The 13,501-nt window shown below is 37.1% G+C and carries 13 protein-coding genes; 10 read left to right on the forward strand and 3 right to left on the reverse strand.

What is annotated here, in order from left to right:
- On the forward strand, window positions 1–855 hold the full coding sequence (locus MKO96_RS24150) for a MetQ/NlpA family ABC transporter substrate-binding protein (protein ID WP_240588914.1): 855 nt from the start codon (window positions 1–3) through the stop codon (window positions 853–855).
- 174 nt (window positions 856–1,029) lie between these two features.
- On the opposite strand, the gene MKO96_RS24155 is transcribed toward MKO96_RS24150, so the two are convergent.
- The 3 genes from MKO96_RS24155 to MKO96_RS24165 form a co-directional block, all read right to left on the reverse strand.
- The gene (locus tag MKO96_RS24155; protein WP_087979225.1) at window positions 1,030–1,221 is read right to left on the reverse strand and encodes a DUF3926 domain-containing protein; all 192 of its coding nucleotides are present in this window, start codon (window positions 1,219–1,221) and stop codon (window positions 1,030–1,032) included.
- Entirely contained in the window at window positions 1,214–2,395 is a 1,182-nt protein-coding gene (locus MKO96_RS24160) for an ArsA family ATPase (RefSeq protein ID WP_240588915.1), read from the reverse strand. The genes MKO96_RS24155 and MKO96_RS24160 overlap by 8 nt, the downstream gene beginning before the upstream one ends.
- 75 nt (window positions 2,396–2,470) lie before the next feature.
- On the reverse strand, window positions 2,471–2,953 hold the full coding sequence (locus MKO96_RS24165) for a MarR family winged helix-turn-helix transcriptional regulator (RefSeq protein ID WP_000942482.1): 483 nt from the start codon (window positions 2,951–2,953) through the stop codon (window positions 2,471–2,473).
- A 231-nt stretch (window positions 2,954–3,184) separates the two neighbouring features.
- Here MKO96_RS24165 and MKO96_RS24170 point away from each other — a divergent pair, with 231 nt between their 5' ends.
- The 9 genes from MKO96_RS24170 to gabD all read left to right on the forward strand — a co-directional run bounded on the left by MKO96_RS24170 (window position 3,185) and on the right by gabD (window position 13,475).
- The gene (locus MKO96_RS24170) at window positions 3,185–3,421 is read left to right on the forward strand and encodes a YiaA/YiaB family inner membrane protein (RefSeq protein WP_001254392.1); all 237 of its coding nucleotides are present in this window, start codon (window positions 3,185–3,187) and stop codon (window positions 3,419–3,421) included.
- A gap of 141 nt (window positions 3,422–3,562) precedes the next feature.
- Entirely contained in the window at window positions 3,563–3,853 is a 291-nt protein-coding gene (gene gatC / locus MKO96_RS24175) for an Asp-tRNA(Asn)/Glu-tRNA(Gln) amidotransferase subunit GatC (RefSeq protein ID WP_000086999.1), read from the forward strand.
- A 15-nt stretch (window positions 3,854–3,868) separates the two neighbouring features.
- The gene (gene gatA / locus MKO96_RS24180) at window positions 3,869–5,326 is read left to right on the forward strand and encodes an Asp-tRNA(Asn)/Glu-tRNA(Gln) amidotransferase subunit GatA (protein ID WP_002151496.1); all 1,458 of its coding nucleotides are present in this window, start codon (window positions 3,869–3,871) and stop codon (window positions 5,324–5,326) included.
- Between the two features lie 14 nt (window positions 5,327–5,340).
- Complete coding sequence (gene gatB / locus MKO96_RS24185) at window positions 5,341–6,768, forward strand: Asp-tRNA(Asn)/Glu-tRNA(Gln) amidotransferase subunit GatB (RefSeq protein ID WP_046958896.1); 1,428 nt, start codon at window positions 5,341–5,343, stop codon at window positions 6,766–6,768.
- 472 nt (window positions 6,769–7,240) lie between these two features.
- On the forward strand, window positions 7,241–8,146 hold the full coding sequence (locus tag MKO96_RS24190; RefSeq protein WP_000977669.1) for a diacylglycerol kinase: 906 nt from the start codon (window positions 7,241–7,243) through the stop codon (window positions 8,144–8,146).
- A 137-nt stretch (window positions 8,147–8,283) separates the two neighbouring features.
- Complete coding sequence (locus MKO96_RS24195; RefSeq protein WP_240588916.1) at window positions 8,284–9,030, forward strand: HAD family hydrolase; 747 nt, start codon at window positions 8,284–8,286, stop codon at window positions 9,028–9,030.
- A gap of 153 nt (window positions 9,031–9,183) precedes the next feature.
- A complete protein-coding gene (gene gabT / locus MKO96_RS24200; RefSeq protein WP_240588917.1) occupies window positions 9,184–10,548 on the forward strand; it encodes a 4-aminobutyrate--2-oxoglutarate transaminase in 1,365 nt (454 codons plus the stop codon).
- A 115-nt stretch (window positions 10,549–10,663) separates the two neighbouring features.
- On the forward strand, window positions 10,664–12,031 hold the full coding sequence (locus MKO96_RS24205) for a sigma-54 interaction domain-containing protein (protein ID WP_240588918.1): 1,368 nt from the start codon (window positions 10,664–10,666) through the stop codon (window positions 12,029–12,031).
- The gene (gene gabD / locus MKO96_RS24210) at window positions 12,024–13,475 is read left to right on the forward strand and encodes an NADP-dependent succinate-semialdehyde dehydrogenase (RefSeq protein ID WP_240588919.1); all 1,452 of its coding nucleotides are present in this window, start codon (window positions 12,024–12,026) and stop codon (window positions 13,473–13,475) included. Before MKO96_RS24205 ends, gabD begins: the two co-directional genes overlap by 8 nt.
- The last annotated feature ends 26 nt before the right edge of the window (window positions 13,476–13,501 follow it).

Genomic DNA, 13,501 nt, shown 5'->3' on the forward strand with positions numbered 1-13,501 from the left:
ATGAAGAAAATTTTAGCATTTGCATTATCAGCGATTGTAGGAATTTCGGCGTTAAGCGGCTGCTCAAGTGGGGACACGGGGGCAGGAGCAAAAGAGAAAGTAGTTCGCATTGGTGTAACTGGAACAGATGGGAACGCTTGGGAAATCGTAAAGGAAAAAGCTGAAAAAGAAGGGATTAAAGTTAAACTGATTGAGTTCTCTGATTATACAACGCCAAATAAAGCGTTGGCTGATGGAGATATTGAACTAAACTCATTTCAGCACGTTGCTTTCTTAGAGCAATTTAAGAAAGAGCATAAGTTAGATATTACAGCTGTTGGTACAACGCAAATTGCACCAATGGGCTTATACTCTGAAAAATATAAGAAGGCAAATGAAATTCCAGATGGTTCAGAAATTGCGATTCCAAATGATCCAACGAACCAAGCTCGTGCATTAAAACTTCTTGATGCAGCTGGATTATTAAAGCTTAAGAAAGACTTTGGCTTATTCGGAGATCCAAGCGGCATTGCTGAAAATCCGAAGAAGTTAAAAATTACACCGGTTATCGCACAGCAAACACCTCGTGTATTAAAAGATGTTGCAGCTTCAGTTATTAATAACGGTGTTGCTGGTCAAGCTGGATTAGATCCAGCGAAGGATCCAATTTTCTTAGAAGATCCAAAGAATGAAAATGCGAAGCCATATATTAATATTTTCGCAGCTCGTACAAAAGATAAAGACGATCCAACACTGAAAAAAGTAATTGAACTATATCATTCAAAAGAAGTAACAGATGCAATTAAGAAAGAAACAAATGATGGTTCCATTTCAGTAGATCTTTCACTTGAGGAGCTTGAAAAAATCGTAAAATAATTATCGAGTTTAACGATTAACAGTAGGAACCCCTCCGCTGTTACCTCGTTCAACATATAATCTACTTAACAAACAAAACCCTAATTCTGTACCTTCCAATTCTGTATAACGTAGAATCCAATGTTTGTTAAGTAGAGTGATGGACCAGGAGTTTTCCTGGTCTATTTTTTGTGGTTATTCGATTATGATACTTTTTAAATTATCCTCATGATGCTCTCGTTCTTTCGGATAAGCAGCTAGCTCCTCTTGCAAAATATTTAGTATTTGCTTAGCTGATTGTTGAATTGGGGTAGGTAACTCTTCTAATATATTCATACCGACTTTTATTTTTGTACGAATTACCTTTCTTAGTAGTTCCTCATGCATGTACTACACCTCCAAACCGAATATTTAGTACATCTTCTTCGAACTTAGCTCCTTGAATAGAAAGGTGTGTTAACGTTTTTGGTAATGTGATGTTCCGTTTCACAGAACCTGAACGAATGATAAGTTCATCACCTTTTTGATTTAATGAAAGTTCACTTTTGTTTGAGAAGGGAATGGAGAGAACGAAAATATACTCATCACCATCTTTTTTTACATATTGAGTGCGCCCGTTAAATTTCACTTCCGTAGGAGAAGAATCTGATTTAAATAAAGCGTCTCCTACACGCTCTAACATGGACAAACCGACAACTTCTTGTTCAAACATAGGAGCTTCGTAAATAGGAAGCGGCTGAAAACTATCTTGAATTAATGTTTTATATTTCTTTTGAGTATCTTTCCAAGCTTGAAAATAAGGATCGGTGACAGTGTTAGGGATGACGCGGTTAATCATAATGGCATCTACGTTATAATCGTATAAATTTAAATACGTAAAGCTACGCTGAGCTTCTTTAATGACCATTTTTTCGGGATTTACAACGATGCGGATACTTGTTATGTCTCGGTTTGATAAAATATCTCTCATTTCTCCGAGCTGTTCAAGTGTATTCGTTAATTCGTCCATAATATCATCGGTTGGAAGGGGGACACCAAGAAGTGGTTGAGCTACAGGACGAACAACTTTTAAAACTTTTCTTTTAATAGGAAAGAGTTTTTCCATCCACCAGCCAAGCATGTCTGGAAAGCTGAGCATTGCTAATGTTTCTCCTGTTGGAGCACAATCAATGATAATAACATCATATGTGTTTTGTTTATAATAATCGAGTACGCGGAGTAAGCTAATTAAATCTTCCATACCAGGAAACATCGTTAACTCTTCTGTTGTAATATCATCAGCTGCTTTGGAAGTGAAGAGTAGTGTAATATATTTCTGTAATTTTCCCCAGCCTTTTTCCATCTCATAAATTGTATTAATTTCTTGTGCCCACAAATTTTTACGAATTTCTAGTGGCTCAGAAGATAACTTTATACCAAATGAATCTCCTAAACTATGGGCTGGGTCTGTGCTCATTACTAATGTTTTTAATCCTTGTTTTGCGCTTTGAAGTGCTGTTGCTGCTGAAATGCTAGTTTTTCCTACGCCGCCTTTACCTGTATACAAAATAATTCTCATCATTCTATCCCCTTTGTTTCGATTGTCGAATATTACGAGTGCCGAAATAAAATATTGAATAAAAACCCAACTAGGGTTTTATTCAATCGGAATGTTTTTCATTTTAGGTGTAGAAACCTTTTCTTCTGTTTTTTGCTGTGACGTAGCAATGTGGTTCATAATCTTTTGGAAGATTTGTAGTAAGAATGCTTTTTCTTCTTCTGATAATGCTTCTGTCACTAGGCTAAAGTAATGGGCTGCATTTTGTTTTACTTCTTGAACGAGCATTACGCCGTTTTCTGTTAAACGAATTAATACAATGCGTCGGTCGTTTTCATCACGGTACCTTTCAATATATCCCTTTTTTACGAGGCGATTTACAACACCTGTCGTTGTACTCATTGGTATATCAAGAAGGTCAGCAATTTTTGTCATTGTAATATCTGTATTTCGCTCCATCCAAAGTAAACAAAATACTTCTGTTTTAGAAAGTGTTAAATCTAGGCTTACCCATTCTTCAGGATAAAAAAGTTTCTTGGCGTTATCTAGCAGTAAGTCTAAAAAATGTTCATATTGCAACAATTATTTCCACTCCCGTATATTTCGAGGTTCGTAATATTTGTTTTTATTTTATGTAGAATTGAAATAAATGTCAATGGTTTTAACTGTTTTTTCAGATTAGGCAGAAAACTAACTTTAAAATAGTATTTTTTTATGATAGATTTATAAATATAAAACTAGAATTTACATAAAAATCCATCATGGTAAATATACTTATCTATAATGGATGTACAGCTAACGAGGGGGAGAACGATGAGAAGACGTAATACGCAAGCGTTCACGTTTTTAGCATGGACTTCATTTGTTTGTGCGCTTTCAGGTATGCTAATTGGAATTTATACGTTAGATGAGACGCTTAGTGTAAAAGGATATTATTTAATTGGAACATTATTTTTAACGATGTCTTGTTTTGTATTACAAAAAACAATTCGTGATAATGAAGAAGATAACGAGAGATTTCCGAAAAATGAACCGTTAGATAAAGACTAAATTGTAAAGAAAGGCATTTGCCTTTCTTTTTTTATGTAAAAATGCTGTAAGTGCCATGTGTTGACTTGCTTGAAGTACTGAAAATTTGGTATCATCAATAGTATTGTAGATTGAACGATATATTATGGAGGTGGCCTAGCCGTGTCAAGAATTTCCGTTGAGAATGTAAAGCACGTTGCACATTTAGCACGTCTTGCAATTACTGATCAAGAAGCAGAAAAATTTCAAAAACAACTAGATGCAATTGTTACATTTGCAGAACAGTTAAATGAATTAGATACAACAGATGTAAAACCAACAACTCATGTATTAACTATGAAAAATGTTATGCGTGAAGATGTACCAGAAAAGGGTTTACCAGTTGAAGAAGTATTAAAAAATGCACCGGATCACAAAGATAATCAAATCCGTGTTCCAGCAGTATTAGAATAGAGGAGGGGAATTTCGATGTCATTATTTGATCATTCCGTATCAGAGTTACATAAGAAATTAAACAACAAAGAAATTTCCGTTACGGATTTAGTAGAAGAATCTTACAAACGTATTGCGGATGTTGAAGATAACGTAAAAGCTTTTCTTACATTAGATGAAGAAAACGCACGCGCGAAAGCGAAAGAATTAGACGCGAAAATTGGTGCTGAGGATAATGGTTTATTATTCGGTATGCCAATCGGTGTAAAAGATAACATTGTAACTAATGGTCTTCGTACAACTTGTGCGAGCAAAATGTTAGCAAACTTTGATCCAATTTATGATGCGACAGTTGTGCAAAAGCTAAAAGCTGCTGACACAGTTACAATCGGTAAATTAAATATGGACGAGTTCGCAATGGGTTCTTCAAATGAAAACTCAGGTTTCTATGCTACGAAAAATCCATGGAACTTAGATTACGTTCCAGGCGGATCTAGTGGTGGTTCTGCGGCAGCTGTAGCAGCTGGAGAAGTATTATTCTCTCTAGGTTCTGATACGGGTGGTTCTATCCGCCAGCCAGCTGCATATTGCGGCGTTGTAGGTTTAAAACCAACTTACGGACGCGTATCTCGTTATGGATTAGTAGCATTCGCATCTTCACTTGACCAAATCGGACCGATTACACGTACAGTAGAAGATAATGCATACTTATTACAAGCTATCTCAGGTATTGACCGTATGGATGCAACTTCTGCAAACGTTGAAGTAGGAAACTATTTAGCTGGTTTAACAGGCGACGTTAAAGGTTTACGCATTGCTGTACCGAAAGAATACTTAGGCGAAGGTGTTGGCGAAGAAGCTCGTGAGTCAGTACTAGCTGCTTTAAAAGTATTAGAAGGTATGGGCGCAACGTGGGAAGAAGTATCTCTTCCACACTCTAAATACGCTCTAGCAACGTATTACTTATTATCTTCTTCTGAAGCATCTGCTAACCTTTCACGATTTGATGGCGTACGTTACGGTGTTCGTTCTGATAATGTAAATAATATATTAGATCTATACAAAAACACACGTAGCGAAGGTTTCGGTGATGAAGTAAAACGCCGTATTATGCTCGGTACATTTGCACTTAGCTCTGGTTACTATGATGCATATTACAAAAAAGCACAACAAGTACGTACATTAATTAAAAACGACTTTGAAAATGTATTTGCTAACTACGATGTTATTATTGGACCAACAACGCCAACTCCGGCATTTAAAGTGGGCGAAAAAGTTGATGATCCAATGACAATGTATGCAAACGACATTTTAACAATCCCAGTAAACTTAGCGGGTGTTCCAGCGATTTCTGTTCCATGTGGATTCGGTGCTAACAACATGCCACTTGGTTTACAAATCATTGGTAAACACTTCGATGAAGCGACAATTTACCGCGTTGCACATGCTTTTGAGCAAGCAACAGACTATCATACAAAAAAAGCAAGTCTGTAAGGAGGCGAGCATAGATGAATTTAGAAACAATTATTGGTTTAGAGGTTCACGTTGAGTTAAAAACAAATTCGAAAATTTTCTCTGCGAGTCCAACAGAATTCGGAGCAGAGCCAAATACACAAACAAGTGTAATTGACTTAGGATACCCAGGGGTACTTCCTACTTTAAATAAAGAAGCAGTTAACTTTGCAATGAAAGCTGCAATGGCATTAAACTGTGAAATTGCAACGGAAACGAAGTTCGACCGTAAAAACTATTTCTACCCAGATAATCCGAAAGCTTACCAAATTTCTCAATTCGATAAGCCAATTGGTGAAAATGGTTGGATTGAAATTGAAGTAGACGGTAAAAAGAAACGTATCGGTATTACACGTCTTCATTTAGAAGAAGATGCTGGTAAATCAACGCATACAGCTGATGGTTCATTAGTAGACTACAACCGTCAAGGTATGCCTTTAATCGAGATCGTATCTGAGCCAGATATGCGTACGCCAGAAGAAGCATATGCATACTTAGAGAAGTTAAAATCAATCATTCAATACACTGGCGTATCTGATTGTAAGATGGAAGAAGGTTCTCTACGTTGTGATGCGAACATTTCCCTTCGTCCAGTTGGACAAGAGAAGTTCGGTACAAAAGCGGAACTGAAAAACCTAAACTCATTCACTTACGTACAAAAAGGTCTTGAGCACGAGCAAGTGCGTCAAGAGAAAGAATTGTTATCTGGTGGTATCATCCAACAAGAAACACGTCGTTATGATGAAGCAACGAAGAAAACAATCTTAATGCGTGTGAAAGAGGGATCTGACGATTACCGTTACTTCCCAGAGCCAGACTTAGTTGAACTTTACATCGATGATGAGTGGAAAGAAGAAATTCGTGCTTCGATTCCAGAACTTCCAGATGCACGTAAAGCTCGCTACGTTGCAGAAATTGGCTTACCAGCTTATGATGCACACGTATTAACATTAACGAAAGAAATGTCTGATTTCTTTGAAGCAACTGTTGCAGACGGTGCTGACGCGAAATTAACATCAAACTGGTTAATGGGTGAAGTGCTTGCGTACTTAAACAAACAACAAAAAGAATTAAAAGACGTTGCATTAACGCCTGCTGGTTTATCTAAAATGGTTCAATTAATTGAAAAAGGTACAATTTCTTCTAAAATCGCGAAGAAAGTATTTAACGAATTAATTGAAAAAGGTGGAGACCCAGAGGAAATCGTTAAAGCAAAAGGTCTTGTTCAAATTTCTGACGAAGGTACACTTCGTAAGGTTGTAACAGAAATTCTTGATAATAATGAGCAATCTATCGAAGACTTTAAAAACGGTAAAGACCGTGCAATTGGCTTCTTAGTTGGTCAAATTATGAAAGCTACAAAAGGACAAGCAAATCCGCCACTTGTTAACAAAATCTTACTTGAAGAGATTAATAAGCGATAAAATAGTAGTAACTTTTAAAGATTAAGCAGAAAAACACCCGTACATGGGTGTTTTTCTAGGTTAATCAAACGTTTGTTTAAATGAGACAAAATCGTTTAAACAAACGTTTGATTAACTGTCAAAAGTGGAAAAATGTTTGTATAGCAACTATGGTATGATAGTTGCAAAAAGGTGGGAATAATGATAAATCTAGACATAGAGGTTTTTTTCATCTCATGAAATAATAGATAATTATTATTCGTTATATGTAAATTGTTGTGAGGAAATAGATGGACATAAATTTTTTGTGAAATAAAACAAAACCATTGAAATGAATATTTACTTTTGATGGACTACACGAATCGGGTTCTTACTGCCTGTTTGAGCGAGATAAAAGAAGGATAGGAAGATGAGAGGAGGTAGGCATGGGAATACTGAATAGAAGTTCGGTATGTTCTTTTTCAATATATAAAGAAATTTCCTGTGCTAATAAATGATGAAGCGAGCAAGAATTATTTATAATCCTACTTCTGGGCGCGAGCTATTTAAGAAGAGCTTACCGGAAGTATTACAAAAATTAGAACAAGCTGGATATGAAGCGTCTTGTCATGCGACAACTGGTCCTGGAGATGCGACTGTGGCAGCGAGGCAAGCTGCGGATCGTAAGTTTGATGTTGTTATCGCAGCTGGTGGTGATGGTACATTAAATGAAGTGGTGAACGGTTTAGTAGGACATGAACATCGTCCGAAGTTTGGAATTATTCCAGTTGGAACGACAAATGATTTTGCTCGTGCGATCGGTGTACCTCGTGCTATTGAAGAGGCTGCGGATATTATTTGTGAAGGGAAAACAGTTCCGTTAGATCTTGGTAGAGCGAATGATACATATTTCATTAATATCGCTGGTGGCGGCCGTATTACAGAATTAACATATGAAGTGCCAAGCAAGTTAAAAACGGTATTAGGCCAACTTGCTTATTATTTAAAAGGAATCGAAATGTTACCATCATTACATCCAACATATGTTGAAATCGAGTATGATGGAAAGTTGCTACAAGAAGAAATTACGATGTTTTTAATTACGAATACTCGTTCAGTTGGTGGATTCGAAAAAGTAGCACCATATGCATCGATTAATGATGGCTTATTTGATTTATTAGTACTGAAAAAAGGTTCTATCGCTGACTTAATTAAAGCAGCAACACAAGCGCAGCGTGGTGAACATATTAATAACCCAAAAGTGCTATACACACAAGCAAATCGAATTAAAGTGCATTCACCAGATAAACTAATGATTAACTTAGATGGTGAATACGGTGGAGATGCACCGATGGAATTCGAAAATATATATCATTGTCTTGAACTATTTGTTCCTGAACAACAAGAGGATGCCCTGTAAAGGCATCCTTTTTATTATATAGAGGAATTGTAAATTGGAAGTTAGTTTGATTTTCATGGTATTTTTACAATTCATTTATGTTATATCCATACTTTATTGATACACTGGAGGAGATAAGAAACGAGAGGTAGGGTGCTATGGAGAAGGTAAAAGCGATACTATTTGATAAAGACGGGACATTAATGGAGTTTCATTCAATTTGGATAAAAGTAGCTGAAGAACTTGTGGCGGAATGTATAAATCTATATCAACTTCCAAAGTCAATGCAGCAGGATTTATTAAAAGAGATCGGTGTGGATGGGGCATTTGTGAACCCTCGTAGCGCAATAGCGGCAGGAACAAGCCTTGATGTTGCAAAGGGGCTTTGTAAGTATATTACGTCATCTAAGGAAGAGGAGATGCATGAGTGGGTAAGTGAAAAGTTATTTTCTCTTATGTACGAGCATCGTTCCTATATGAGAATGACTGCGGATTTACCGAGAATTTTACAAGGTTTAAAGGATAAAGGATTTATTTTAGGTGTTGTTACAGCTGATGATTTCGCACCGACAGAATTATTTTTAAAACAGTATCAATTAGAATCTTATTTTGATTATGTTGTAGCTTCAGATACGTTTCCGGCACAAAAACCAGATAAAAGAATTGTAGAATCGTTTTGTGAAAGGTTTCATTTAGAGGCGTGTGAAGTAGCGGTCGTTGGAGATACACCAACTGATTTATATTTAGCGAAAAATGGCGGCGATTGCTATGCGATTGGAGTACTGTCTGGTACAGGAGATCTTCAAACTTTAGAACCACTTGCGGATTTAGTAGTACAATCTGTTGGGGATTTTATTTCTCATTCAGGTGAGTTTATTTGGGAACAAGGAAAGTCTAATGTGTAAGAAAAATAAGTCTATAAGGACTCTTGATGAGTCTTTATAGACTTATTTTTATGTTGAAATAGAAGGCATGTAGGATGAATGCTGGAAAAGAATGTTGGCATACATTTTGCAATGAAAAGAGAAAACAATGTAAAGAAAAGGATGGGGGACGTAATGAACACAAAAAAATTTGCTAAAGTAAATGAACAAATTCCTGGACCGAAAGCAGCGTCTTTATTAGAACGCCGCCAAAATATAGTACCAAAAGGAGTAAGTAACGGCATCCCAACGTTTGTACAATCTGCAAATGGTGCTCTTGTAACAGATGTTGATGGCAATCAGTACATTGATTTCGCGGGGGCAATCGGAACAATTAATGTAGGACATTGTCACCCAGCTGTTAAAGAGGCGCTCCATAAACAAGTAGATCAATACATTCATACTGGTTTTAATGTCATGATGTATGAGCCATATATTGAATTAGCAGAAAAACTTGCGGCATTAGCGCCAGGAAGTTTTGATAAGCAAGTACTATTTTTAAATAGTGGTGCAGAAGCGGTTGAAAACGCGGTAAAAATCGCTCGTAAATATACAAAAAGAACTGGTATTATCGCATTTTCTAAAGGTTTCCACGGGCGTACATTAATGACAATGACGATGACAAGTAAAGTAAAACCATATAAATTTGGATTTGGCCCATTTGCGCCTGAAGTCTATAAAGCACCGTTTCCATATGAATATCGCCGCCCAGAAGGATTAACGGAAGAGCAGTACGATGACTTTATGATTGAAGAGTTTAAGAATTTCTTCATATCAGAAGTAGCGCCAGAAACAATTGCAGCCGTTGTAATGGAACCTGTTCAAGGGGAAGGCGGATTTATCGTTCCAAGTAAGAAGTTTGTGCAACAAGTACGCAATATTTGTTCAGAACACGGCATCTTATTTGTAGCGGATGAAATTCAAACAGGATTTAGTCGTACAGGAAAATATTTTGCCATTGATCATTATGATGTCGTTCCAGATTTAATTACGGTATCTAAATCATTAGGCGCTGGTGTACCGATTAGTGGCGTTATTGGGCGCAAGGAAATTATGAATGAGTCTGCGCCAGGAGAGCTTGGTGGAACGTATGCAGGAAGCCCACTAGGATGTGCAGCAGCATTAGCAGTGCTTGATGTAATAGAAAAAGAGAATTTAAATGATAGAGCGATAGAATTAGGAAAAGTTGTAATGAATCGATTCGAAGAGATGAAAAATAAATATAATTGCATCGGTGATGTGCGTGGTTTAGGAGCAATGTGTGCATTCGAGCTTGTTCAAGATCGGAAGACGAAAGCACCTGATAAAACGTTAACAGCTAATTTGTGCGCAGAGGCAAATAAACGTGGATTACTCCTACTATCAGCAGGGACATACGGTAATGTTATTCGTGTGTTAATGCCATTAGTTATTACAGATGAGCAACTTGAAGAAGGATTAACAATAATTGAAGAATCATTGCAAGTCTGTTATGAGAAAGCAAATACTGCTCGTGTTTAAAAGTTAAATAATAAATCGCAAACATTCTAGCTGACTCTATATAAAAGGCAGAAAATTCGCTTTATAATAAAGGTAGTGAAGTGAATCGATGGATTGGAAGGTAGGGGTGGCTAGGATGGTTGGAGAAAAGGAACGAGTGTTAATGGATTTACAAGATGTATTTGAATATGCGTTTGACGAAATTTTTGTAACTGACGAAAAGGGAATCGTTGTGCGTGTAAATAGTACATGTGAAAGGCACTATCAACTAGCTGCTAAAGAGTTAGTAGGTAAGCATGTAAAAGAATTGCAGAAGGATGGTATCTTTTATCCATCGGCAACGTTAGAAGTAATTGAAAAAAAGAGACCGATTGAACTCGTTCAAACGACAAAATCAGGGGAGTATTTACACGTTCGTACAAGGCCTGTTTTTGACGACGAGGGAAATTTAAGAAGAGTAATTAGTTACTCTCGTGATCTTACAGAACTCTACCAATTACGTCAAAAGGTAGAGGAAATGGATAATCAGTTAAAAACATATAAAAAAGAATTAAGAGAAACATATGAACATGAAGGACTTATTTTTAAAAGTATCGCTATGCAAAAAATAGTCGAGACAATTAAGAAAGTATCTGTGGTAGATAGTACAGTTCTCGTTTTAGGTGAGACAGGAGTAGGGAAGAGTCGATTAGTACGTCATTTACATGAAGTGAGTAACAGGAAGAATGAAAGTTTCTATGAAATTAATTGTGCGGCATTGCCAACGAATTTAATTGAATCAGAGCTTTTTGGATACTCAGGTGGATCTTTTACAGGGGCGAATCGTGAAGGGAAAAAGGGACTATTAGAATCAGCGCACAGAGGAACTCTTTTCTTAGATGAAATTGGCGAAATGCCGCTTGAAATTCAAGCGAAACTCTTGCAAGTGTTGCAAGAAAAAACGTTTCGTCCTATTGGCGGAAGAGAATTAAAAAAAGTGGATGTTAGAATTGTAGCGGCAACAAATCGAGATTTAAGTATGATGGTGAAACAAGGAACATTCCGGAAAGATTTATATTATCGTCTGAATGTCATTCCAATTTTAATTCCGCCACTCAGGGAAAGAACCGAAGACATTTTGCCGCTCATTTATCATTATTTACAGCACTTTAACGAGAAATATGGCCGGAATGTAAAATTAGCACCTAGCACATTACAAATGTTTGTTGGTTACCCGTGGGAAGGAAATAATAGAGAAATTGAAAATGTAATTGAGCGAATTGTTATAACTGCTGATGATATCGTTACGATAGAAGATTTGCCAATAGCGATGCAAGAATCAACGGTTGAACAGTCCGGTCAAAGTCTCTATAAAATGTTAGAAGAAGTAGAACGTAATATTATTTTCAAAGCATATAAAACATATGGATCGAGTTATAAAGTAGCGGAGTTTTTAAAAATAAGTCAATCTGCTGCCACTAGGAAAATAAAGAAACTTATAGAGGAGGAAGAAAACATTGGATAAAAAAGCGACGTTTGTAAATGTAGAGAAAAAGGCGATGTATATAAATGGTGAGTGGATTACATTGCAAGAACAAATCGAAGTAAATAATCCAGCAACGAAGGAAATATTTGCGACGGTACCAAAGGGCGGAGTAACAGAGGCAAAGCAAGCTGTTGATGCCGCTCATGAAGCTTTTAAATCATGGTCTAAGTTAACAGCAGCAGACCGTGCAGTGAAGTTGAAAAAATGGTTCACACTTATTGATGAAAATAAAGAAGAGATTGCAGCGATTATGACGAGAGAACAAGGAAAGCCGTTTGCAGAAGCGCTTGGTGAAGTGAATTATGCAAATAGCTTTGTTGAATGGTATGCAGAAGAAGGAAAACGCGTATACGGTGAAATGATTCCTGCTTCTCATCCGAACAAACGTATTTTAGTTATGAAGCAACCAGTTGGCGTTATGGCAGCTATTACACCTTGGAATTTCCCAGCGGCTATGATTACAAGAAAGGTAGCCCCGGCGCTTGCAGCAGGTTGTACGGCAGTTGTGAAACCTGCAAGTCAAACACCGTTAACAGCATTGAAACTAGCTGAATTAGCCCATGAAGCAGACATTCCAAAAGGGGTAATAAATATTGTAACAGGCAGTGCGAAAGCAATTGCTGATACGTGGATGGAAGATGGACGTGTTCGAAAAGTTTCCTTTACAGGATCAACGGAAATTGGGAAGGAATTAATGGCCAGTGCTGCACAAACGATGAAAAAGGTTTCACTTGAGTTAGGTGGTCACGCGCCGTTTATTGTTATGAATGATGCGGACTTAGATAAAGCGGTAGAGGCGGTAATCGGTTCGAAATTCCGTAACGCAGGACAAACGTGTATATGTACAAACCGAGTATTTGTTCAGGAAGAAGTGTATGAAGTGTTTGTAGAGAAGTTCCAAAAGGCAGTAGGACAGTTGAAAGTAGGAGACGGTTTCGGTGACGGAACTACTGTAGGACCACTTATTGACGAGAATGCAGTTTCGAAAGTACAGGAACATATCGAAGATGCTATTCAAAAAGGGGGAACAGTTTTATTTGGTGGCCAAAAGGTTGCGGAGTTAGATGGACACTTTATGCAACCAACTGTAATTGGATTGGCGAACGATACGATGCTTTGTATGAATGAAGAAACATTCGGTCCAGTTGCACCAGTTGCGAAATTTAAAACGGTTGAAGAAGTAATTGAACGTGCAAATCATACACCATATGGCTTAGCTGCTTATATTTTCACAAAAGATATTAGTCAAGCATTCCAAGTTAGCGAGGCATTAGAGTACGGTATTATCGGATTAAATGATGGACTTCCATCAGTTGCACAAGCACCGTTCGGTGGCTTTAAAGAAAGTGGTATTGGTCGTGAAGGTGGACATTTCGGTATCGAAGAATATTTAGAGATTAAATATATTTCATTAGGACTATAAGTAGTATACTAGAATCTCTATAAGGT

The sequence above is a fragment of the Bacillus sp. ES1-5 genome (genome assembly GCF_022487605.1).
In the GTDB taxonomy this organism is placed as follows: domain Bacteria; phylum Bacillota; class Bacilli; order Bacillales; family Bacillaceae_G; genus Bacillus_A; species Bacillus_A wiedmannii.